Source organism: Sporosarcina limicola, assembly GCF_014873855.1.
Classification (GTDB): domain Bacteria; phylum Bacillota; class Bacilli; order Bacillales_A; family Planococcaceae; genus Sporosarcina; species Sporosarcina limicola.
The window spans coordinates 1-23644 of sequence record NZ_JADBEL010000015.1; the positions used below are offsets into that span (position 1 = coordinate 1).

The 23644-nt window shown below is 40.1% G+C and carries 19 protein-coding genes; 3 read left to right on the plus strand and 16 right to left on the minus strand.

Annotated elements, in window-relative coordinates:
* Positions 1–148: 148 nt before the first annotated feature.
* From H4683_RS13140 to H4683_RS13190, 11 genes are all read right to left on the minus strand, one after another.
* The gene (locus H4683_RS13140) at positions 149–1237 is read right to left on the minus strand and encodes a branched-chain amino acid aminotransferase (RefSeq protein ID WP_192599285.1); all 1089 of its coding nucleotides are present in this window, start codon (positions 1235–1237) and stop codon (positions 149–151) included.
* A 346-nt stretch (positions 1238–1583) separates the two neighbouring features.
* Positions 1584–2543 (minus strand): magnesium/cobalt transporter CorA, encoded by a 960-nt coding sequence (corA, locus tag H4683_RS13145; RefSeq protein ID WP_192599286.1) that lies wholly within the window; start codon positions 2541–2543, stop codon positions 1584–1586.
* Positions 2544–2698: 155 nt separating this feature from the next.
* On the minus strand, positions 2699–5095 hold the full coding sequence (locus tag H4683_RS13150) for an ABC transporter permease (protein ID WP_192599287.1): 2397 nt from the start codon (positions 5093–5095) through the stop codon (positions 2699–2701).
* A gap of 5 nt (positions 5096–5100) precedes the next feature.
* Positions 5101–5859 (minus strand): ABC transporter ATP-binding protein, encoded by a 759-nt coding sequence (locus tag H4683_RS13155; protein WP_192599288.1) that lies wholly within the window; start codon positions 5857–5859, stop codon positions 5101–5103.
* A gap of 93 nt (positions 5860–5952) precedes the next feature.
* On the minus strand, positions 5953–7362 hold the full coding sequence (locus H4683_RS13160) for a sensor histidine kinase (protein ID WP_192599289.1): 1410 nt from the start codon (positions 7360–7362) through the stop codon (positions 5953–5955).
* 20 nt (positions 7363–7382) lie between these two features.
* Entirely contained in the window at positions 7383–8081 is a 699-nt protein-coding gene (locus H4683_RS13165; protein WP_192599290.1) for a response regulator transcription factor, read from the minus strand.
* Positions 8082–8216: 135 nt separating this feature from the next.
* Positions 8217–8924 carry an ABC transporter ATP-binding protein gene (locus tag H4683_RS13170; protein WP_192599358.1) on the minus strand — a complete coding sequence of 236 codons (708 nt, stop codon included), beginning with the start codon at positions 8922–8924 and terminating at the stop codon, positions 8217–8219.
* Positions 8917–9705, minus strand: coding sequence for an ABC transporter ATP-binding protein (locus tag H4683_RS13175; RefSeq protein WP_192599291.1), 789 nt, complete (start codon positions 9703–9705; stop codon positions 8917–8919). The genes H4683_RS13170 and H4683_RS13175 overlap by 8 nt, the downstream gene beginning before the upstream one ends.
* Positions 9695–10645: a branched-chain amino acid ABC transporter permease gene (locus H4683_RS13180; RefSeq protein WP_192599292.1), complete on the minus strand. Its 951-nt coding sequence runs from the start codon at positions 10643–10645 to the stop codon at positions 9695–9697. Before H4683_RS13180 ends, H4683_RS13175 begins: the two co-directional genes overlap by 11 nt.
* A gap of 13 nt (positions 10646–10658) precedes the next feature.
* Positions 10659–11534 carry a branched-chain amino acid ABC transporter permease gene (locus H4683_RS13185; RefSeq protein WP_192599293.1) on the minus strand — a complete coding sequence of 292 codons (876 nt, stop codon included), beginning with the start codon at positions 11532–11534 and terminating at the stop codon, positions 10659–10661.
* A gap of 65 nt (positions 11535–11599) precedes the next feature.
* Positions 11600–12796, minus strand: coding sequence for an ABC transporter substrate-binding protein (locus H4683_RS13190; protein ID WP_192599294.1), 1197 nt, complete (start codon positions 12794–12796; stop codon positions 11600–11602).
* A 357-nt stretch (positions 12797–13153) separates the two neighbouring features.
* Between H4683_RS13190 and H4683_RS13195 the strand changes: the two genes are divergently transcribed.
* Positions 13154–13354, plus strand: a complete 201-nt coding sequence (locus H4683_RS13195; RefSeq protein WP_192599295.1) for a hypothetical protein — start codon at positions 13154–13156, stop codon at positions 13352–13354.
* 124 nt (positions 13355–13478) lie between these two features.
* On the opposite strand, the gene H4683_RS13200 is transcribed toward H4683_RS13195, so the two are convergent.
* The 4 genes from H4683_RS13200 to H4683_RS13215 form a co-directional block, all read right to left on the minus strand.
* The gene (locus H4683_RS13200) at positions 13479–15167 is read right to left on the minus strand and encodes a methyl-accepting chemotaxis protein (RefSeq protein ID WP_192599296.1); all 1689 of its coding nucleotides are present in this window, start codon (positions 15165–15167) and stop codon (positions 13479–13481) included.
* 217 nt (positions 15168–15384) lie between these two features.
* Positions 15385–17604, minus strand: a complete 2220-nt coding sequence (helD, locus tag H4683_RS13205) for an RNA polymerase recycling motor HelD (RefSeq protein WP_192599359.1) — start codon at positions 17602–17604, stop codon at positions 15385–15387.
* Between the two features lie 196 nt (positions 17605–17800).
* Positions 17801–18487 (minus strand): hypothetical protein, encoded by a 687-nt coding sequence (locus H4683_RS13210; protein WP_192599297.1) that lies wholly within the window; start codon positions 18485–18487, stop codon positions 17801–17803.
* Entirely contained in the window at positions 18484–19596 is a 1113-nt protein-coding gene (locus tag H4683_RS13215) for a mandelate racemase/muconate lactonizing enzyme family protein (RefSeq protein WP_192599298.1), read from the minus strand. The genes H4683_RS13210 and H4683_RS13215 overlap by 4 nt, the downstream gene beginning before the upstream one ends.
* A gap of 84 nt (positions 19597–19680) precedes the next feature.
* On the opposite strand from H4683_RS13215, the gene H4683_RS13220 reads away from it, so the two are divergent.
* Positions 19681–20931 (plus strand): transcriptional regulator, encoded by a 1251-nt coding sequence (locus H4683_RS13220; protein WP_192599299.1) that lies wholly within the window; start codon positions 19681–19683, stop codon positions 20929–20931.
* Between the two features lie 50 nt (positions 20932–20981).
* Here the strand turns inward: H4683_RS13220 and nhaC are convergent, their stop codons facing one another.
* Positions 20982–22427: a Na+/H+ antiporter NhaC gene (gene nhaC / locus H4683_RS13225; protein WP_192599300.1), complete on the minus strand. Its 1446-nt coding sequence runs from the start codon at positions 22425–22427 to the stop codon at positions 20982–20984.
* Between the two features lie 342 nt (positions 22428–22769).
* Between nhaC and H4683_RS13230 the strand changes: the two genes are divergently transcribed.
* Entirely contained in the window at positions 22770–23633 is an 864-nt protein-coding gene (locus tag H4683_RS13230; RefSeq protein ID WP_192599301.1) for a YitT family protein, read from the plus strand.
* Positions 23634–23644 lie beyond the last annotated feature (11 nt).

Here is a 23644-nt window from a genome sequence, read left to right on the forward strand (position 1 = left end):
TCGCGGAGGACACCCTTGCCTTCTGCTAACAGTTCCTACTGCCAAGCCTGTAGTGGACTTTCACCACCTAGCGATTACCCATGCCGGGCACACAACAAAAGAAAAGGACAACTCCATGAAGAGTCATCCCTTTCTTTCAATTCAAAAATCATACAATTGCAGGATCAGGTACCTCGAATGTCCAACCGAACGGATCTTCCAAATCGCCTTTCTGAATACCAGTAAGGGTTTCATATAACTTTTTAGAAAGTTCCCCTGTTTCTCCGCTATTGACAACCAGCTTTTCATCACTCCAGTTAAATTCTCCAATGGGTGAGATGACAGCCGCTGTTCCTGTTCCAAAAGCTTCTTCCAAAGTACCTTCCTGCTGAGCTGAACGAATTTCTTCCATGGAAATTTTACGTTCTGTCACTGGGACATTCCAATGATTTAACAATTGGATGATTGATTTTCTTGTGATTCCATCTAAAATACTTCCATTTAAAGCAGGTGTGATAACTTCTCCATTAATTTTAAAGAAAACGTTCATGCTGCCGACTTCTTCAATGTATTTCCTTTCCACACCATCTAACCATAGAACTTGGGAATACCCTTTTCGATCCGCTATTTCTTGAGCGCGCAATCCAGATGCGTAGTTACCAGCCGTTTTCGCCATACCTGTACCACCTGCTACCGCACGTACATATTCGTTTTCCACAAGAATCTTAACAGGGTGAATTCCTTCTTTATAATAGGAACCAACCGGAGAAAGGATGATAACGAATATATATTTCTTGGAAGGTGCTACACCTAGATACGGTTCCGTCGCAATCATGAAAGGACGAATATAAAGTGATGTCCCCTCCGTCGCTGGAATCCATTCCCGATCTGTTATAATAAGCTGCTTCAGCGCATCGAGTGCGTTTTCCACATCAAATTGAGGCATACAGAGCCGTTCACCCGACTGATTCATGCGACGCATATTTTCCTCTGGACGAAATAAGCGAACGCTTCCGTCTTTATCCAAATATGCCTTCATGCCTTCAAACACAGTTTGGCCATAGTGAAAAATCGTAGCCGCTGGATCTAGCATTAGGGGTTCGTATGGAACGATTCGATGATTGCTCCACCCTTCCCCTTCCAAATAATCGGCGAGGAACATATGGTCAGTAAATACTTTTCCGAATTCCAGTTGTTCAGCCAATGGTTTCTGTTTTTTTGATTTGCTCAATTTGATTTCGATTGCTGGTTTTGTCATGATGCGTTTTCTCCTTATGCTCATATTCCGATATGTCGGCATGGCTGATTTTGAAAGTGAATTTACTAAAAAGGAATATCAATATAAGCGAAAAAAACGCTTACTAGATATTCCCTTTCATTATACAGGTGTACATGATAAAGAATCTTGATTCATATGTAATTACGCAATACAATACTTCTCTCTCGTCACTCAAAAAATCATAACTTAGATTCTAATAATATTGATTATAACAACTTCTTTGATAATTATCTACATTAATTTTTACTTATCAGAAAAAACTAGCTGAACTCTTTGCACAATCGGCTGTTTTCATTATCTTCTCGATAAGAAGAACACCCACATATCACTTAAAAACACGGAGCCAGCCTTTGTATTTAAACCATAGCATCATCACAATCCCCGTTAAGAGCATGGCTCCAAGGACGATTGCATAACCGTACTTCCAATGAAGTTCAGGCATATAATCGAAATTCATCCCGTACACACCCACTATGAAAGTTAAGGGGATAAAGATGGATGAAATAATCGTCAATGTCATCATAATACTGTTCATCCGATTCGAATTAATTGATAATTGACTGTCCCTTATATCAGATGTTAATTCACGGTTCTCCTCAATGATTTCCCCCAGTCGAAGCAAGTGATCATAAATATCAGTGAAATAAGCATGTTCATGTGAAGTAAAACCTAACCGTTCCGAATAAAGCATCCGATATAAAAGTTCCCGCATCGGAAAAATCGTTCGCCGTAAACGCAAAAGATTACTGCGGACTTCGAATACATAATCCATCGACAAATGGACAGTAGACAGAGACAGCTGTTCTTCGATTTCATTTAAATGGTCTTCAATTTTATAAAGGACTGGGAAATAATGATCCACCACTTTATCAATGATTTCATAAGCCATAAACACCTGGCCACGTTCCCACTTTGTAGGATTCTGTATTATTTTATCCCGTGCGTCCGCCAGTTCAGGAATGTCCGTAAAATGAAACGTGACTACAAAGTTTTCGCCAAGGAACAAATTTAGTTCTTCGGCTGTTAATCCCTCATGTCGTATGGAATGCAGCACAAAGAAAGCATAGGAATCATAGTAATCTAATTTTGGTCGTTGCAAACGATCTAGACAGTCTTCAATTGCAAGTGGATGAAAATTAAAAACCGAATGCAGCATCGATTCTTCATTTTTAGTTGGCTGATCAAAATCTACCCAGTACCATTGTAATGAACGTTCGGAGATTTCAGCTAGTGGGAAATCAAAGATTATTTCGTTATCCTCTGTAAGCCCCATCGTCCGAATCATTGTTCAACCTTCTTTCTTTTTCGCTATCAGTGGAGAATTGCACAATTACTTGAAATCCTACATGCACCCGTTGCCAATGTCCACAAAGTTGCATTTCATCAGTGAATTGCGCGAGTGCCTATGGCGCTCGCGCAATGACTTTTCCCCCTATTCAATTACTCAACCACAAGTATACGGGGTGAAGTTTTGGCGATAATTCTTGAAGACAACCAGGAACCAAAACCTGCTGAAACGATACTTATACACGCCATTGGTAGGATGCCACCCCAATTGAAAAGCAGAGGTAGTTCAACAATCCCATAACTAGATAGGACTGATTCCATAACAATTGGCAATATCGAGGTGCCAACAACTATTCCGAGCAAGGCACCGATTGTAGACAGAACGACAACACCCGAAGTCACACATTGTCTTATCTTAATCGAAGTCATTCCTACAGACTTATAAATGCCGTACGTTTTACTTTCTTTTCGGATGTTCATCCGGCACGTGCTGTAGATAATGATAAATGTAACCAGCACAAACATCAATCCCATGATACTCATTGGCACGATTAAAATGGATACGGCTTCTTTAAATACTGAATCGATTAACGTCTGCTTAGCCAATGCATTTACTGAATTTTTATATTTGGCATTCAATTCAGCTGCAATGTCGTCCGAATCCGCCGTGTTTTTAAGCATAATATACCCAAGAAACGTGGCATAGTAGTCAGGCTTATATACCTTTACTACATCGACTGTAATTCTTGCTGAATTAGACATTTCTCGGATTGTTTGGTAGATACCCGTAACGGTAAGCGTATGCTTGTTCCCATCTATATATACTTCCGTTACGTCTCCTATATCTTTGTTAAGATGCTTTGCAACGTTGATGCCTAATGCGATTTCATTTTTATTTTTAGGGTTATTACCTTTTAATGTAGCAAATCCCAACTCATCATAGTTCCCATCCATGATGTCGAGTGAAACACTTTTTGACCCAGTCGTTTGACCTTCAGATGGAAATATACCACTTAACTCATCCCCCATCCAACCGATTGTTTCAACTCGTTCATCTACCAACATTTCTTTTTCAAAGTCGCCCCTGGAAAAAGCCGCCTTATTAAATACAACGACCGATATGTCAGAAGAATCGTACCCCCATAATGGCATTGTTTTTTCAATGGAAACGATACTGTTCAATAAAACAAATCCGAAAACAAGCACGGCCGATGTAACGGTGGCTAACACCATTATTAAAAGGGAACCTTTCCTATTTTTCAATAAGTTTCTTAGCCCAATGACAAATGCTACTGGATAGGACGCAAATCCAAATTTATTTACCCCTGAAGAACCCAAACGCTTTGTCATTTTACTGTTTTCCACTTCAGACATTCCATATCGAATCGCTTGTGCAGGTTCTATTGACCGAGTCTTATTGGAATAAATCAATACACAAAGGAAAACAAGGAGAAAAACAAACACTCCTACGACCAATGAAATCATCCCACCATGTATACTTGAGGTTGTACTTTCCATTTCCAAGTTAGAAAGTGAACTTTCTACGATAAGTTTTGATGAAAAATGACTGAGTAATAACCCGGGAATGATCGAAATTATAGCAAGGAAAGAATAGTGACTGACATATGTCAAGATTATTTTATTTGCTGATAAACCTAAAGATTTTAATACACCAATTGTTTTATAGTTCGACAAAATAGCGTCAGAAATCGTAAATCCAATCGTGATTAAGGCGATAGACATCATAACGACTCCGAGAAAACTCATCGCAAATGCGATAACTTTGTTTATAATTAGATAGAACGCAGAAATAGTCTCGAACTCATCTTTCGATTCAAGAAAAGGCGTACCAAGAAAATTTTCAAAACGATCCCAATGATATGCGTTTTGACTATAATCGTTAAATCTAAGCCCCATCATATACATATCGCTCACTTGCATTGAACTTAGCTTTTCTTGATAATCTTCAGTATTCATCCAGATTCGTATACCATTTGAAAAAGGTGCGCCATAGGGAACATCAATTACAATGGCTGATACTTCTAACTCAAACTTTTCTAAACCCGTTGTAAATCCAAGATGGTCACCTAAGGACATACCATGCGCATACGCTAAAGCAGTTGATATCCATATTGTGCCGGTTGCAGGATTTGAACGTACATCCCCTTTCACGAACGTAGGTTCATCAACACCAAAAGGTAGCTCTGGTGTATTCATCATATATAAATATAAATTTGGAATTTCTTGCCCTTCATACATGACCGTCGTTAAGTTCTTAAACGGCAATAACTTCGATGTGGCAACCCCATCCTGCTTGCTCCACCAGTCATTTACCATCCGAGGATCATGCAATTTATTCGTAAACTTCAAAATCTGGTGCGAACCATTTGTTTTTTCATGAATAGCCGTAAATAAATTCCCTGTAGTTAAAATAACATTAACCGACGTTGCAAGTAGTAATGTGGCTAACAAGATAAGTAAGGCGGTTAATCCGTTTTGAATCTTTTTTTCCCTTAAATTAGCTACACAAAGTGTCCAAACTGCATTCATAGTGCTTACTCCTTTCCAGAAACGTATGAAAAGATCACGTTTTCTCTGTCCTGGATTGTAGTAGCATCATATTTTTCAAATTCCAGCACTCCACCAATTTTTCCATCCCGAATATAGATAAGACGATCCGCCCTACAAGCGGCCTTTATATCATGGGTTACCATCACGATTGATTGCCGTTTACGGTTCATTTCCGTTAAAATATCCAAAACTGCAACACCTTGATCATAATTTAAACTGCCCGTTGGTTCATCTGCAAATAGGATGTCTGGCGAATTAATGAGTGCTCTAGCGATGGCTGCTCTTTGTTGCTGGCCACCCGACGTTTGGGAGGGTAACCGATTTTGCTGTTCCTCAATACTCATCGCATTCATCAGCGAAAGTGCCTTTTTCTTGACCTCCTTTTTAGGGTGACCCGCTATATAACTAGGCAGAGAAATATTTTCAATTAATGTAAGATCAGGTACCAAATTTATGCTTTGATAAATATAACCGATTTTTTTAGCCCTGAAATCCGCAATCTCCTTTTCATTGTATGTGTCTATTCGCTGATCTTGAAAGTACACCTCTCCTGCCGTTATGCTATCAAGTCCACTCAAAAGATAAAGAAGCGTTGACTTCCCTGAACCTGAATTCCCCATAATTACAGTGAAATCTCCATCGTAAATGTCCAAGTCAATGTTTCGAATTGCATGAAATTGCTCACTTCCTGTTGAATATGTTTTGCAAAGATTTGTTGCATGTATAATAGCTTTTTTCAACAAAACTGCACACTCCCTTTTGTTCTAACTCTCATTGTAGCGTGCAATTATTTAAAAATACTTATCAAGTTATTAATGAATTATTACAAAGGAAATTCAGCATAAAGGAATCGTAAAATAAAAAACAGTGCCTTCCCCTTTTGTGCTCTTAAAAGAAATTGACCCATGATGTGCTTCAATAATATGTTTACAAATTGAAAGCCCCAAACCATTACCTTCATTTTTTGCGTTAACTTGCCCTTTAAAATAACGGCCGAATATAAAAGGCATGTCTTGCGGGAGTATTCCCTCCCCTGTATCCGCTATTGTAATTTTTAACTGCTCCAACTCTTGCTCGATTTGAATGCGAATAGAATCCCCAGGGGACGTATGTTTTAACGCATTTGTTATGAGGTTAGAAATAACTTGCTCCAATCTATTTGCATCGACATCTATAAGCACATCTGGAATTTCTCGTGGCTCTATAAATGACACCCCCGCTGTACGAACGTAATGGCCCATCGGTTTAATCATCTGTAGAAGCATGCTTTTACTGTACTGCTCGATAGGATTTACCGATATCTGCCCTAATTCTTGAAGTGCATGCAGCAATAAATCTTCCACAAGTCTCGTCATTTTGTTCGTATTCGTTCGCATCACCTCAATATATTCCATAACAGATTCCATGTCTGGACAGACGCCATCGCTTATTGCATCGATGTATGCTTTCACTGTCGTCAAAGGGGTTTTTATTTCGTGGGAAATAGTTGTAATCAGTTCCTTTTGGGCTTTCTCTTGTGCATCTCTTCGCTTGCTATGATGCATAATTTCAATCCGCATTTGGTCGAACACTGCATACACTTCGCCCATCTCGTCTGTCCGTCCATATTCCGCCTTTTGCTCATAATCCCCTTTTAAAATCGCCTCTGAATAGTACGATAATTTTTGAATGGGCTGGATTATATCCTTCTTCATTTTCTTTTTCAGAATAAAAAGTAAACCGACGAGAAAAAGTAAAAAGGTACTCATCAACAAAAGTGGAATAAGAGGAAGTGCATATGTATTCTCCATACCTACTGCCCTTTTTGGCAATAAAAAAATAGCGTTCCCCATTTGAATATGTGTTTGGTCATCAACAATTGGGAAAGTAATCTTGAAGAAATCTTTTTCAACTTTTGCAGTATACAAATCATAATGTAGCGACGTTTTCACATCGACTTTTTGAATCGTTTTATCAGCTGAGGAGTTAAATAATACATTGCCATCCAATTGGGTTACAAGCAAGCTCATATCGTTCTTATCACATATCGCCTGAAGAGCAATAGGATCGATTTCATCATGATATTGCTCAAGATATACCATACTGTCACTTACAAGTAAGCGGGCTGGATTTATCACATATGCAGGCTTAGCTTCATTGTCATTTAGGATATGATCGGCAAACAAGTACACAACACATCCCAAAAACAGCAACAGACATACTGAAACCGCTGCAAACCATTTTTTCATCCAGTCATTCAAAGTCATCGCGTTCTCCTATCCCGAACTTAATCTAGGCTCAGTTTATAGCCAACGCCCCAAACCGTTTTAATGTATCTCGGGTTTGAAGGATCGACCTCAAATTTCTCTCGTATTCTCCGAATATAAACAGTGATGGTATTTTCATCGCCATACGCTCCGTATCCCCATACTGCATCCAACAACTGACTTTTCGAAAAAACTTGATTCTTATTTTCGGACAAAAAATAGAGGAGTTCGAATTCCTTGGAAGATAGTGCAATCTCGTTGCCGCCTACCGTTACACGGTACGCTTTTTTATCAATGACGATATTTCCAAAGTGCAAAACATCCTCTTTCCTTTGTGTACCACCAGTTCCCTTATAGCGACGTAGATGGGCATTTATTCTGGCGACTAACTCACTTAATGAGAAGGGTTTCGTCATATAATCGTCCGCACCAAACCCAAGTCCAAGAACTTTATCCGTATCACTCGTCCTCGCACTTAAAATAAGGAGTGGTGTATTAACTTTTTCTCTGATTTTGCGACAGAGTTCAATCCCATCCACATCCGGAAGCATAAGGTCTAGAATAATAAAATCTAAATCGATACTATCAATAAAGTGCAAACCATCTTTCCCGTTTTCCGCTATCACAAGCTCATAGCCATTTTTGCTAAGATAATCCTTTACAATACGTGAAATGTCTTTTTCATCTTCAATCATAAGTATTTTCTTTTGTGGATTCATTCATTACCCTCCAATACGTGCAGAATTTCTAAGTTTTACTAATTGTATACGGACTTTTTCGTTTCGACAATTATTTCCTTCATTCAAAAAGGGCTGCCACATAAGTGAACAGCCCTTTTCCTACTATAGAAATAATCAATGGCCACCTAAATAAGCTAATTTAACCTCTTCACTCGCTTGCAATTCTTCAGCAGTACCTGAAATGATCACCCGACCCGTTTCAATAACGTACGCACGGTCAGCAATCGATAACGCCATATTCGCATTTTGTTCAACTAAGAGAATAGTTGTGCCTTCCTTATTGATATCTTTAATGACCTGAAAAATTGTTTTCACCATCAACGGCGCAAGTCCCATCGATGGTTCATCGAGTAATAGCAGCCTTGGTTTCGCCATCATCGCTCTACCCATTGCTAACATCTGCTGCTCTCCACCAGACAATGTCCCTGACAGCTGCTTACGTCGTTCAAGCAAGCGAGGAAACGTTGCATACACTTTTTCAAAATCTTGTTTAATGCCCTGTGAATCTTTTCTTAAAAAAGCACCTAATTCGATATTTTCTTCAACTGTCATATTCGCAAACACACGCCGTCCTTCAGGCACATGAGAAATCCCTGCTTTAACAATCGATTGAGCAGCACTTCCTGCGATTGACTTACCTAAATAGTCTATTGTTCCTTCTTTCGGTTTAAGCAATCCGGACAACGTTTTAAGCAATGTACTTTTCCCTGCTCCATTCGCACCGATTAACGTCACAACTTCTCCTTCATTCACTTCTAGCGAAACCCCTTTTAAGGCATGAATGGCGCCATAGTAAACGTTTAAGTTATCAACTTTAAGCATGCTCATCATGGACCTCCTCTCCCAAATAAGCCTCTATCACTTTTGGGTTATTACGAATTTCTTCCGGAGTTCCTTCAGCTAATAACACACCATGATCCAATACATAAATACGTTCACAAATACCCATCACGAGATTCATATCATGTTCAATCAGCAAAATCGACAGGTTGAATTCTTTCCTTACAAAGGCGATTAGCTCCATAAGGTCTTTCGTTTCTTGCGGATTCATCCCTGCGGCTGGTTCGTCAAGCAGTAATAATCGGGGAGCGGCTGCCAGCGCTCGCGCAATTTCCAGACGTCTCTGCTTACCATACGGCAGGTTTTTGGCATCCTCATCTTTATACTTATCCAACTCGAATATTTTTAAAAACTCCATCGCTTTCTTTTCCATTTCTTTTTCTCCAGAAAAGTGGGATGGCAGTCGAAGTATAGAGCTTAACACCGAGTGTTTTGCCAATGAATGATAGGCCACTTTGACATTATCAATAACGGATAATTCATTGAAAAGGCGGATGTTCTGAAACGTACGGCTGATTCCCCTTTGCGTAACTTTAAAAGGGGGTAAGCCATTGATCCGTTTCCCGTCAAATAAAATTTCACCTTCTGTCGGCGCATAAACACCCGTCAGTAAGTTGAAACTTGTTGTCTTGCCAGCCCCGTTCGGACCAATCAACCCGATAAGTTCCCCCTGGTTTATTTTCAAGTTGAAATTTGAAACGGCTTTGAGTCCGCCAAATTGAATCCCAACCCCTTTAACTTGTAACAAAGGATCATTTACCATGTTGTTTGTCTCCTTTCCAACTTCTCCACAGCTTGAAGTAGTCCGTAATTTCCATGGTACCCATCAAGCCTTTCGGACGGTATAACATGACAATTATGAGTACAAGACTGTAGATGATCATCCGTGTTTCAGGATAATCTTGTAGGAAAGTGGATACGATTGTTAAAAGAACCGTAGCAACGACCGCCCCTGACAGACTACCAAGTCCACCTAGAACCACATAGACCAAAATATCAATCGACTTCAAGAATCCAAAGTTCTGTGGTTGGATAATATAGAAGTTGTGTGCATAGAGTGCTCCAGCGACCCCGGCGAAGAAAGCACCGATAGCAAATGCCATGACTTTATAGTACGTCGTATTGATGCCCATAGCGTCTGCCGCAATTTCATTTTCGCGTACTGAAATACAAGCACGACCATGCCGCGAGTTGGTGAAATTCACGATGACTAGAATCGTGACAAACAAACAAACAAATGCATATGTCCATGTCGTCATATGGGTAACCTGCATTCCCGCAGCCCCGCCGACATAGTCGATGTTAAGAAAGATAATCCGAATAATTTCAGCAAATCCTAATGTTGCAATAGCTAAATAGTCTCCTCTTAAACGCAAGCTCGGAATTCCGACGACCAAACCCGCAAGCGTTGCCATGATCCCAGCAAGTAGTATCGCGACTGGAAAAGGAAGGTCTAGTTTCATCGTAACGATGGCTGAGATGTAAGCACCAACCGCTAAAAATCCTGCATGCCCCAGAGAAAACTGACCTGTAATCCCAATGATCAGATGAAGGCTAACCGCAAGTATGATATTGATGGACATAAAAATCAATATATTGGAATAAAAGTCATCCAAAATTCCCATGGAAATGAGTAGTTGAATAACTGCATAAGCTGCAATTGCTGAACCGATAAACGGCCAAAATTGTTTTGACTTTTTCATGACTTTGTTTCACCTACACTTTCTCGCGTGTATTTTTACCAAAGATTCCAGCGGGCCTGAAGATTAAAATTAAAATCAGAATGATGAATGCCGCCGCATCCCTCCATAGAGAGAATCCTAGGGCACTTACCACTGTTTCTACTACACCGAGTACAAGGCCACCAACCATGGCACCTGGTATAATTCCGATTCCGCCAAGAACAGCAGCAACGAATGCCTTCACACCAGGAATAACACCCATTAAAGGGTCAATCTTTGTATAATACACGCCGAAAATAACACCTGCTGCTCCTGCTAAAGCCGAACCAATTGCGAATGTCGCCGAAATTATGTTATCTACATTGATTCCCATTAACTTAGCTGCTTCAGCATCATGTGAAACCGCCCTCATCGCTTTCCCGATTTTCGTCTTATGTACAATAAATTGTAGTATTAACATCAAGGCGACGGAAACTGAGAGAATTAAAATAGCTTGGCTGCTTATTTGTGCACCAAAAAAGTTGTATGATGTATTTGCAAATACATCTGGATAGGCTGCCGGTTGTGCACCACGTATATAAATCACACCATTTTGAATAAGGAGCGAAACCCCAATTGCGGTAATCAGTGCCGCAATTCGTGTGGCATTCCGTAATCTTTTGTATGCAATTCGTTCAATTAATACGCCGAAAATAGCACAAGCAGTCATTGATAGTAATAACGCCGGGAAAAATCCAAGACCCCAAACAGAAATTGAAATAAATCCGATGAAAGATCCAACCATGAAGACCTCACCATGGGCAAAGTTAATTAATTTAATAATTCCATAAACCATCGTATAGCCAAGTGCGATTAACGCGTAAATACTCCCGAGTGAAATACCGTTTATAAGTTGTTGTAGCCATTCCATTCATTTTCACTCCCTTTTAAAAAAGAAATGGGAGGATGTTCCCCCTCCCATTTCCATTAGTAGTATTAAGGATTAACTTTAGTTTTAAATATTTGCGCGCCGTCTTTGTATTCCAGAATTGTTGCTGATTTTATCGGGTGATGGTTTTCATCCACCGAATATAGCCCAGTAACGAGTCCAAGATCTTTTGTTGCTTCAAGCGCTTCCTTGATTTTTGTTGAATCCGTACTGCCTGCACGTTTAATAGCATCTGCTAGTAAGTAAACAGTGTCGTAACCAAGTGCGTTGAACGAATCCGGTTTTTTTCCATTATATTTTTCTCCAAATTTCTTATTAAAATCTTGAATTATGCCATCTGGATCTTCAGAAGAATAATGGTTAGTAGTAAATGTGTTATTCAAGGCTTTTTCGCCAGCCAAGTCAAGGAGAATTGGTGAATCCCAACCGTCCGCACCCATTAATGGAACTGTAATTCCCATTTCACGTGCTTGTTTAACAATCAGACCCACTTCTTCATAGTATCCGGGGATGAAGATGAATTCAGGATTTGAAGATTTGATACGAGTCAATATTGAACGGAAATCGGAATCTTTCGCAATATAAAATTCTTCAGCTACAATTTTTCCACCCGCAGCTTCAAAATCCTTTTTGAATGAAGATGCTAGACCTTTAGAGTAATCACTTGCGTTATCAGAGTAGATTGCTACATTTTTAACTTTCAACTCATTTGCTGCAAAATTCGCTGCAACTGTCCCTTGAAAAGGATCGATGAATGATGTACGGAATGCAAACTCATTCACCTTTCCATCTTTGTTGATCGTTACCGTCTCGCTCGTACCGGAAGGGCTAATAAGTACAGTCTTATTTTTATTTGCAATCTCAACTTGCGCAACAGTATTTCCACTTGTCGCCGCCCCAATGATTGCAACTACTTTATCCTTAGTTATTAACTTGATTGCCGCACTCGTTGCTTCGGATGATTCTGATTTGTTATCCATTTTGATTGGCACGATTGTCTTGCCATCAATTCCGCCTGCTTTGTTGATTTCTTCAATTGCAAGTTCAATTCCTTCAGCTTCGGAAGAACCATAGGAAGCAACCGCTCCTGACAACTCCAGGTTAAGACCGATCTTGATTGTCTCACCTTCTTCCGCCGCCTTACCGTCTTTTCCGTCCGTATCATTCTTAGCGCCACAGCCCGCCAATACACCGACAGTGAGAATCGAAGCAGCGAATAGACCCGTGATTTTATTCAATTTCATCTGTATATCCCCCTTTTTCTATTTGATACTTCTGTCAATTTAAGTCGTATAATAAATCATAGACTTCCCCAAACAAAATATATCACTTTATAACTACTTACATCTCTATTGTAAATCAAAATGCTTATTCAGTCTATACTAATTATTCTAATACTATAATTTTCATATTAGTGCCTTACGGAATTGTGTGGGACCAAATTGTGCCGATACAGACACCAAAACAATTCGAAACGGTATAAAATGTAGCGTACCGGATCAATTCTAATTTGTATGAACACTGACATTTTTCGGAATGAGTAGAATGAAGTTCTTAAGCCATATTAAGAAGGTAAATTTTAAAAAAAAGGAGGATCCATTATGGGAAGAGATAATCACAAAGGTGCCAGCAACAACTCAAGATCTTTACCGCAAACTCCAAAAAATCAGAAGATAAGGCCTAGTGATATGAAAGAAGAAATTTCTCTTGAGTTAGCTGAGCTCGGTAATCTGAAACCTAAACACGAGCCGATGACACCCAATCAACGTAAAAAAGCTGAATCAGAAAAATCGTACAAATGATAATTGCTCCAGTGACAACCACTATAAAAAGCCATTCCAACTTATGGGATGGCTTTTTATCTGATTGTCATTTTTATGTCTACGTTTAACATATGTGAAACTCCGCTTGTCAGTTGCAAAGTTATTATACATTAAAACGTCCCATCTCACTTTGCAATAATTCCGCAAGTTCCCCTAGCATTTGAGCACATGAAGAAATCTCTTCGTTTGCCGCTAACTGTTCTTCCGTCGCTACACTTGTTGATTGGGCTTCCGTTAAAGATGCCATTGCAAGTTGCCGAACTTTCACTGCGCCACTTGCTACTACTTCAGTTATCATCCGAATCTGTTCAATTGCTTCAGAAACTGTTGCAACTTTCTCACTCACATCCACAGCTGCATGTTCGATTCGGTTAAATACTTCACTCGTTTTACCTGTTACAATCAGTCCTTCTTCAACGTAACGATTACCGTCTTTCGTACTAGAAACAGCTTGCGAAACATTTCGCATCATCGTGTCAATCATTCGACCAATTTCACCAGCTGACTGTTTTGTTTGTTCAGCTAGATTACGTACTTCATCCGCAACAATTGCAAAGCCTTTACCTTGTTCACCTGCATGCGCCGCTTCAATCGCGGCATTTAATGCCAATAAATTGGTCTTTATAGCGATGTCTGTTATAAGCGATGTTACACTTCGTATTTTCTCTGAATGATTGGTCATTTCACTCATTATTTCTACAGACTGCCCAATGGTTGTACTGATTGTCGTCATTTGGTAAGTAAAATCTTTCATAAGGCCTGCCCCTTCATTTACAAATCGAGCTACCTTTTCAGAAGATAAAAACATTGCTTCATTGTCTGCTGTGATTCGATCTATTCCTAAAAACATCTCAATCATTGAGGCGTTTGAATCCTCGGCGATGGACACTAGTAAACCGCTTGCAATCCTATTTTTCTCTGCGATTTCAGTAACCATCTCAGAAGCGGCAAGACTTTCTTGTGAACTAGCATTTAATCCCTCTGCCTGTACAGCGAGTCGCACCGCCGAATCACGTGTGCTCGCAATGATGCCGCAAAGATCTCTTACCATCCCGTTAAAAGCGATTGCCATTTCTCCGATTTCATCCTTGTTGCGAATATTTACAGGCTCAATTGAAAAATCACCTCTAGCTATTTGTTGTAGTGCCCTTGTCATATTGCTAACAGGACGGGCGATACTACGGCTAATAATACGTGCAATGATGATGCTCACTACTATAGCAAATCCGATTAGACCAACAATCAGTATGCGAATCCATTTCAATACATCCCGCAATTCTTTTTCAGTCTTAATTAGTTCTTTTTCTTGATGTTTGATCAATTCATCTATATTCTTAGCAAGAATATCCTGATAGAGCGCCCCCTCAGTTGCCAATTTCAATGCATTTTTTCCAGCGCTATCTTTGGAATCGCTTATTACGAAATCAGTTATTTCTTTGTAACTTAATGCCGCCTCCTTCACTTCATGAAGTAACTCCTTTGCAGATTTTGTATGGACGAGACTGTTCAATTCCTTCACTTTCCCATTGAATGAACCAATCAGTTCATTGTGTTTTATCAAGTATCTATCATTTTCAAAGAGTAAATAACCTCGTATATTACTAGAGTTTTCATTTTGATTGGCTAATAACTGCTCGAATAATACTATTTTCCTTAATTTATCATCAATCAAATAGCGATAGTCACCATTCATTTTAGTAAGTGACCACAATCCAGCTACGCCAACAACAATCAAAATAAGTAGAATGGAAAAGAAGCCACTCCATAGTTTCTTTCCAACTGTAACTCTCATGCTGTTCCCCCTGTGTTTTTTCTTTTTAATTGTTCCCGTGCCTCGGTCAATTAAAGTAGGTCATTATATTTATCTTAAGGAATTCCATACAAGACTTATATCCTCTTTTCGTAAATTATTTGTTAAGATTATGTTAAGGATGAATTGGATACAGGCATTCGCTCATATCGAATAAAAGCGTGCCTACACTCCCGTTTGGAAAGTGTAGACACGCTTTTTATTGTAAGGAATCCTGGCATGAAAGTAGATGTAGTTCATGCATCGGTCTCGTCATGGCGACATACAACAGCTTCCGGTCAATAGGATGATCTCGGAATGGATCGTCAAAGGCGGCAATCATAACGGCATCGAATTCCAAGCCTTTCGCCAAATGACTTGGAACAATAAGTAGACTATGCTCCGTAATGTCGGATTGCTCTCCTACTAATTGGACAGGCATTCCAGACGTATGCAACTTGGCATGGATTGTTTTAGCCTCCGCCACAGTTTTCGAGATGAGCGCTACAGATCGATGGCCTCGTTCAATGATGCCATCATAGATTGCTTTAGTCTTAACGCTATCCAACTCCCCCATTTCATGAAACTCCGGGTAACTTCCATGGCGGACAACAGGCTCAACAAGCTGTAAATCCTCATCCATCCGAGCAAGTACTTCATTGGCCAACTCCATTATTTCAATCGTCGTACGGTAACTTTTTTGCAATGTCGTATAAGTTGCTCGTGGAAATAAAGCCTTTACAGGATCCCATGATGTTAACGCTCGGTAGCTATGAATCCCCTGCGCAAGATCTCCTACCATCGTGAACATATCCGTTTCCAGTCCCTCTTTCAATGAAGCGAGCTGAAATTCACTATAATCCTGCACTTCATCGATGAAAACGACTCGCATCTTCCACTCATCTGCAACGCCTTTCAGTTTCGCATGTAAATAATAGATGGCAGCCAAGTCCTCAAGTTCCCAGATTTCCTTCTTCTGGGCAGCACCAAACGTAACCCGCTCCTTTTCCGTCCAATGAAATGCGAGTTCTGTGTGAAGTTGGTTATCTGTCAACCACTCCCTATATAGTTTCTTCACATTGAATTTTTTGAACCGACGCATATAGACAGATGCTGTTGTCTTCCCCTCCTTTTCAATAGAAGGAACTCGCTCATCCCGTTCATCCATAATCTTTGTTAGCTTCGCCTTTCGCTTTTCATCATCACGGATGCCATAAAGCGCTTTATCCAATGCTTCCTCATACTTGGTCGTCAACATTAATAAGAGTTGTTTGTGTTTCCGCTTCACATCCCCTTGCAAAATAATTTTGATACGTTCAAGTCTTCTCTCGACAGGTAAATAAGCAAGTTCCGTAAGAAATAATACTTTCAATCGTGAAGCTTTCATAATCCGATACTTTTCTATGTAAACGTCTTCGAACAATTGCGTCATCTGCTGCTCGAGTTTCTCCACATAGCGTTGCATAATCTCTTTGTATTCCATCGACCCTTTCACTCGCGTCACGAATAGTTCCAGCGCGTCAATCGTTGCTATTCGTGTTAGCTCTTCCAACTTTGCATTCGGATCAGTCAATTTCAGCTTCAAATTTGTTGCATTCAATACATACTCCGCATAGGTCGTTTGACAAATTCGTCCAACACCAAGTTCAGGAAGGACATCTGCAATATAATCCATAAATAACTTGCTCGGTGCCAGAATCATCAGTTTATCGGACGGGAAGTTTTCCCCCATCGTATAGAGGAAATACGAAATACGGTGGAGTGCGATGGTCGTCTTTCCACTGCCCGCAGCCCCCTGCACGATAATCGGTTGCTTTAAATGAGCCCGAATAATGGCATTTTGCTCGGCTTGAATCGTCGAAACAATCTCCGTCAATCGGACATCCGCTTTGCCAGAAAGCGCTTCCTGCAATAACTCGTCATTCGTTGTTAAATCGATATCCTGAACATCAAGAAGTTTGCCTTCCTCAATTTTATACTGCCGTTTTGAATAAAGATAACCTTTGAATTCATCTTCTCGTACATGATAGCTAAGTTCACCAAGCCTGCCGTCATAATAAACATTTGCAACAGGTGAACGCCAGTCGACAATGATTGGCTCCTGTGTTTCCCTGTGAAATAACGATGTTTTTCCAATATAGAGAAGCTCATCACCCTCATCTTCCTTTTTAAAATGGATACGGGCGAAATAGGGCTTTTGCTGAACCGCTTCCAATCCTTCTTTTTGAGATCGGGCCATTTCAAAAAAACGAGTATTTGTTAGAATGTTGATGTAACTTAAACTGGAATCCAAATAATCCAAGTCAGCCATTGAACGCCGTATCTGGTCCTGTGAGGATTTCACATCACGACGCGATTCTTCTAATAACTGCTGCATATACTGTTTGGTGTAATCAAGGCGCTGCAATTCAAACTCAAAATCGGGATGTTTCTGCATCAGACAGTTCCTCCATTTTGCGTATTTGCGTCCTACTTTTTACGTGAAGAGATGTTGGGGTTTTAAGACAGAATTGCATCTTACCACTTTACCAGACTTATGACAATAGAGATCAGCAAAATGATAGGAATGTTCTGTATAATCTTGCTGTTCACATGTAGATAAAACAAGCTGATTGCACGAGGCAATCAGCTTGTTTTTAGTGTTTCTCAAATCGAACGTACCACACTTCTTCTATTCTCAGCATTCCTACCCCAATCCAGCCTTCGTTCAGATACTGTTGCTGTTCTTCCGTATTGACCATTGCAATCAGGCCGACTTCTAATACGTATCTAACTTCCAACGGCTGCGTTAGGTCTTTCATCAAAATATACCTCAGTAAATTTCCGTATTTCACTTTCAACGCTACGATATGCAACCCAAGTGCGAATTTATCTTTCAAACTGGCGATGTTGAAAGGCGCAACCGTCGTACAGATATAACGGAACTGCTTGTTATCAACTTGCTCCATGATTATGTTCCCCAATAGTAATTGAAGACCATTGCCCTGATAATCCGGATCGACATTCGTTATTTCTGAATACAATACGAGCGGCCACTCACTTTTCGGAAGTCCTGCATCTTTGCCTAAATGTTCATCATCCAATTCCGGTTCCAGCATCGCCCGGAAAGCGATTAATTGCCCGTCAATATATGCACCGATCATTAGTCCGCTTCCATTTAGAACGAATAAAAATTCCTCCGTCGTCAATGGTTGTAAAAAGGATTCCGTTGCTAACGCAGCAATTACTTTTCGTTGAAGTGAAAGGATTTCATCCAGATTCTCTACAGTCATTCGTTTGAAAGTGATTTCATGTCCACTCTCCAATACATGTCGTCGATTCATCCGCTTACCTTCTCAGAGAACACCGTTAGCTCGCTTAACACCTGTTCATCAATATCAATGCCTAATCCAGGCTTGTCGTTTAAGCGAATAAATGGTACATCGTAGTGCAAATTACCTATATCTTTACTGAATTTTAATGGACCTGTCAGTTCAACACTTGTCATGACTTTTTTCGAAAATGCTACATGGAATCCAGCCGCGGAACCAATCGAAGACTCTACCATCGAACCAATTTGACACTCAATACCAGCCATTTCAGCCATATGTGCAAGCTTTGTTGCTGGATAAATCCCGCCGCATTTCATCAGTTTAATATTCACTTTATCAGCGGCGCGTTTCGCAATAATCTCGCGCATATCACGAACGCCGCGCATGCCTTCGTCAATCATGACCGGCACAGACGATTTCGACTTCACTTCTACCATTCCATCGATATCATCTGCCAGAACAGGCTGTTCCAACCAATCAAGTGAACACTGCTCAAGATCCCGAAGACCTTGTAATGTATTGGCGCTATTTTTCCATCCTTGGTTCACATCCACACGAATTGCAATATCTTCACCTACACGTGCCCGGACCGCTTGAATCCGTTTCACATCCTCCGCAACTTGTGTACCAACTTTCATCTTCATAGATCGATAACCGAGGGCCACTTTTTCTTCAGCCTCTTTTGCCATTGCTTCAGGCGGAGCGATACTTAACACATGCGTAATTGGGAATTCTGCATGATAACGTCCCCCAAGAAGGTCATACACAGGTACACCCAAACTCTTTCCTACTACGTCATAACACGCAATGTCAATTGCTGCCTTCGCTGTAGGAACACCATAAATCGTCGCATCCATTAGATTATGAATCCGCTCCATATTCCTAGGGTTCTCTCCAATTAACACCGGAGCAAGCGTGTTTTTCAAAATCGCAAAAGTACTCTCCCAACTTTCCCCTGTCACATGTTCATCCGCAACGCCTTCGCCATAACCCACATGACCTGAATCCGTTATGATTTTGACAATAATGGACGGCATATAATCGTAAGTAGCATAGCTAATAATAAAGGGTTCATAAAGAGGTAGATGAATCGCATAGATTTCAATTTCAGAAATTTTCATAGAATATAATCCTTTCTATTGGTAAATTAGTTTAGTACATTGTATCATTGTCGTTAAATAGCCGCTAATAAAGGAGACTTCTTTGTGAAAGTAAAAATTGCAATCATTGGATCGACTGATTTTTGTGGTCGGACAGAACAACTCGTCATCAATCGCAATGATATTGAACTTGACTGGTATCGTTATAATGAACCGCAGGAAGCACCTCATTTAATACGGACACTTAAACCATGTGACGCAATCCTGTTCTCAGGTTCACTGCCGTATACCTATGCGAAGAAAGCGATTGAGAATTTCCCTATTCCTACATTATACTTGAAACAAGATGAAACAGCTGTTGCAATCACTTTACTCCATTTAGCTGCACAAAAACAACTAGATTTAAACCGGATTTCCATTGATATTCGAGAAAAAGTACATATCGACCATGTAATCAATGACTTAAATCAAATAATTGAACTCCCTTTTATCCATGTCTTACAGGATGATGAAGTAATTCAAGATATTTCATCATTTCATGAACAACTATCCCTTCTAAGTAAAACAGATATGGCGATTACTAGTGTTCACGCTGTTTACGAACAGCTTAAGCAACAGAACATCCCTACCATTAAAATGATTGACCCAGAAAGTTCAATCGTCCAAAGTATTGAACTTGCGAAACAACAAGCGATTTTACAAAAGAGCAATTCCGCACAAATTGCTGTAGGTGTAATTCAAGTTCGAGAGCACAATCAAAATATTGAATCAGTTGTAGAACAACTAGCAACCCTTATGCAAGCACGATGGAGCGAGCAGCAAGGTGAGTATACACTTTTCACCACAATGGGAAATATTGAATACTCCATCAAAAACCACGAATTTCTCACCCTATATCAAACGTTAGACAGTCAAGCAAAACTGGCATTTGGTTGTGGTGAAACGATTGTCGATGCAACCGAAAATGCACAATTCGCATTGGAATTCATCAAAAAAACGGATGATCATTCTTTTTACGTACTCGATTCAAACAAAAAACTACATGGTCCATTTCCACAATCACATAGCACAATTGAAATGAAAATACATGAACCTGCACTCGTTGAAATGGCAGTAAAAACAAAACTAAGCCCGAGCAATATTTCAAAGCTGATGACGTTTAGCAAGTCCCGTCAATCAAAGCAATTTACAGCAAATGATTTAGCACTCCACTTGAATGTCACACGAAGAACCGCAGAACGGATATTGAAGAGACTTGTAGAGTTCAATTACGCGAAAATCATCGGAGAAGAAATGACTTATCGACAAGGAAGACCCCGAGCCCTTTATGAGTTCAACTTCCCAACTTATACGTAAAGAGAAAGGAAAGTTCACACGTTAACTGTGGACTTTCCTTTCTTTACTTATTAAATCAAACCTGATTCCTGCTTCTCTAATTCCTGTTCACGATCTCTTTCCAAAAGTTCCTCTTTAGTCATTTTCACAATTGAGAAACCTGTCATTGCGTAAATTATCGATATGAATGGAACGACTAGATTGAGAATTGCATAAGGGCCATATTCAACCACACCAACACCGAGCGTACCTAATATGAACACACCACATGTATTCCAAGGTATGAACACTGAAGTAATTGTTCCACCATCCTCAAGGGCACGGGATAGGTTTTTCGAATGCAATCCTTTATCTTTATAAGCTTTACTAAACATCCTTGCAGGTACAACAATTGAAATATATTGCTCCGAACAAGTTGCATTCGTCATAACACATGCAGCAATTGTTGAAGTGACCAAGGTAGCTGTCGATTTCACAACTTTTAACAACTGATTCATTATCGCCTGAAGCATACCCGAGAATTCAAGTATCCCACCAAATGTCATCGCCACAATTGTCATTGAAACAGTGTACATCATATTATCTAGCCCTCCACCATTGAAGAGTGCGTCAACCATTTCGTTGCCCGTCTCGATTTTAAAACCCTCTTGCAATGCCGTTATTGCATTGACAAATGAACCGTCTTGTATGAAAACTTGTGATAAGAACCCTAGTATAATTCCAACGATAAGTGCTGGTACAGCAGGGATTTTCAGCGCAACCATTACAATAACCGCAAGTGGTACAAGTAACAGATACGGGGTAATAAGAAAGCTTTCTTGTAAAATGTTTGCTGTTTGTGCAATTTCAAGCGCTTCCATTTCCCCATTCGTAAATCTTTTACCAAGAAAAGCATAAACACCAAGCGCTATCGCTAATCCTGGGATTGTTGTGTAGAACATATGCTTAATATGGTCAAACAATTGAGTTCCAGTCAGACCAGCCGCCAAGTTCGTTGTATCGGATAACGGTGACATTTTATCACCAAAGTATGCGCCTGAAATAACCGCACCTGCAATCATCCCCGCTGGAATCCCCATGCTCAACCCGATTCCCATACCGGCAACCCCAATTGTTGCCATTGTAGACCATGAACTTCCAATCGCTAGCGAAACAATTGCACAAATGATTGTAATAGTCACAAGAAACCATGATGGCGTAATGATTTGCAAACCGTAGTAGATCATTGTCGCAACGATTCCCCCACCCATCCATGAACCGATTGTCAATCCAACCAACATGATAATGACAACTGCCGGAAGCGCCAATCGTATTCCTTTGTACATCATTTCCTCAATTTCTTTCCAATTGAAACCGGCTTTCCATGCAACCAAAGCCGCAGTCGTCGTTCCGACAATCAAGGGCATATGCGGACCCTGTTTCAATTCTACAACGGTAATAATCATCACAATAATCATAACGAACAACGGCAATAATGCCATCCAGAATTTTATTTTCTTCTCACTTGTCTGTTCCATCCATATCCCTCCGAACTGAGTTATCGTAAAATTACAACTTGTCGCTATATAGTCGTTATTAGCATAATAAAGCTTCAAAGTTATAAAGTCAACACACTTTTCAAAAAGATGAAAGCGATTTCACTTTTGAATTATCGAAAGTATGAAAGGTCCATGACTTGCCGATTCTGGTATGTCGGTAAACATTTATCCTTGATATAAGCTTTTTTCCTTTTTTGTTCGGGCAGTTTACTTTAGACTTAAAGATGGAATTAAATAATGTTGGGGTCCGTTTCCCCGGCGTAACACCATATAAGAGTACGGACTTACACCCTATCCCACTTAAAAGGAGTTCATCACCTTATGAAGAGAGACCATAAAAAAGAGGCACTTTCGCATTTGATTAGACGATACATACTTATTTCGCTCGGTACTACGTTCGCCGCCGTTGCACTTGAACTTTTTCTCATACCCAATTCTGTAATCGATGGGGGGATCATCGGGGTCTCACTCATATTGAATTTCATGACAGGTATTCCGTTCGGTATCCTGATTTTACTTATCAACTTACCTTTTCTATTTTTCGGTTACAAGCATATCGGCAAGAACTTTTTCATTTCATCCTCTTATGCAATCGCCCTATTAGCAATCATTGAATTTCCACTTAAGTCTGTCAGTGCTTTTGTAACCGATCCGCTTCTTGCAACCGTTTTTGGTGGATTATTATTAGGTGCGGGGGTTGGCCTCGTCATCCGGAATGGCGGAGCCCTAGACGGTACAGAAATTCTCGGCATTTTACTAACAAGAAAAATCCCGTTTTCTGTGGGGGAATTTGTTATGTTTTTCAACATCTTTATCTTTGGTTGGGCAGGATTCGTTTTAGGCTCAGAACAAGCGATGTATTCTATCATCACCTACTACATCGCATCAAAAATGATTGATGCGGTTATTCAAGGATTGGACGAAACAAAAGCGGTCATTATCGTTTCGGACGAGCATGAGGATTTAGGGGTAGCCATCAATGAACGGCTTGGTAGAAGCGTAACGAAACTGCACGGTAAAGGTGGCTTCAGCGAAAGTGAAAAAGACGTCATTTACGTCGTCGTCACTCGCCTTGAAATTTCCAAGTTAAAACAAATTGCACATGATATCGATCCCTCAGCATTTTTGACAATCATGAACACACAGGAAACACATGGCGGTACATTCAAATCTGCCATACATTAACAACGAAAAGC

Bases quoted from the DNA above. Each gene is read 5' to 3' on its own strand.
- H4683_RS13140 (WP_192599285.1), bottom strand. From the start codon at position 1,237: ATGACAAAACCAGCAATCGAAATCAAATTGAGCAAATCAAAAAAACAG.
- corA (WP_192599286.1), bottom strand. From the start codon at position 2,543: ATGATTCGGACGATGGGGCTTACAGAGGATAACGAAATAATCTTTGAT.
- H4683_RS13150 (WP_192599287.1), bottom strand. From the start codon at position 5,095: ATGAATGCAGTTTGGACACTTTGTGTAGCTAATTTAAGGGAAAAAAAG.
- H4683_RS13160 (WP_192599289.1), bottom strand. From the start codon at position 7,362: ATGACTTTGAATGACTGGATGAAAAAATGGTTTGCAGCGGTTTCAGTA.
- H4683_RS13165 (WP_192599290.1), bottom strand. From the start codon at position 8,081: ATGAATCCACAAAAGAAAATACTTATGATTGAAGATGAAAAAGACATT.
- H4683_RS13170 (WP_192599358.1), bottom strand. From the start codon at position 8,924: ATGCTTAAAGTTGATAACTTAAACGTTTACTATGGCGCCATTCATGCC.
- H4683_RS13175 (WP_192599291.1), bottom strand. From the start codon at position 9,705: ATGGTAAATGATCCTTTGTTACAAGTTAAAGGGGTTGGGATTCAATTT.
- H4683_RS13180 (WP_192599292.1), bottom strand. From the start codon at position 10,645: ATGAAAAAGTCAAAACAATTTTGGCCGTTTATCGGTTCAGCAATTGCA.
- H4683_RS13185 (WP_192599293.1), bottom strand. From the start codon at position 11,534: ATGGAATGGCTACAACAACTTATAAACGGTATTTCACTCGGGAGTATT.
- H4683_RS13190 (WP_192599294.1), bottom strand. From the start codon at position 12,796: ATGAAATTGAATAAAATCACGGGTCTATTCGCTGCTTCGATTCTCACT.
- H4683_RS13195 (WP_192599295.1), top strand. From the start codon at position 13,154: ATGGGAAGAGATAATCACAAAGGTGCCAGCAACAACTCAAGATCTTTA.
- H4683_RS13200 (WP_192599296.1), bottom strand. From the start codon at position 15,167: ATGAGAGTTACAGTTGGAAAGAAACTATGGAGTGGCTTCTTTTCCATT.
- H4683_RS13210 (WP_192599297.1), bottom strand. From the start codon at position 18,487: ATGAATCGACGACATGTATTGGAGAGTGGACATGAAATCACTTTCAAA.
- H4683_RS13215 (WP_192599298.1), bottom strand. From the start codon at position 19,596: ATGAAAATTTCTGAAATTGAAATCTATGCGATTCATCTACCTCTTTAT.
- nhaC (WP_192599300.1), bottom strand. From the start codon at position 22,427: ATGGAACAGACAAGTGAGAAGAAAATAAAATTCTGGATGGCATTATTG.
- H4683_RS13230 (WP_192599301.1), top strand. From the start codon at position 22,770: ATGAAGAGAGACCATAAAAAAGAGGCACTTTCGCATTTGATTAGACGA.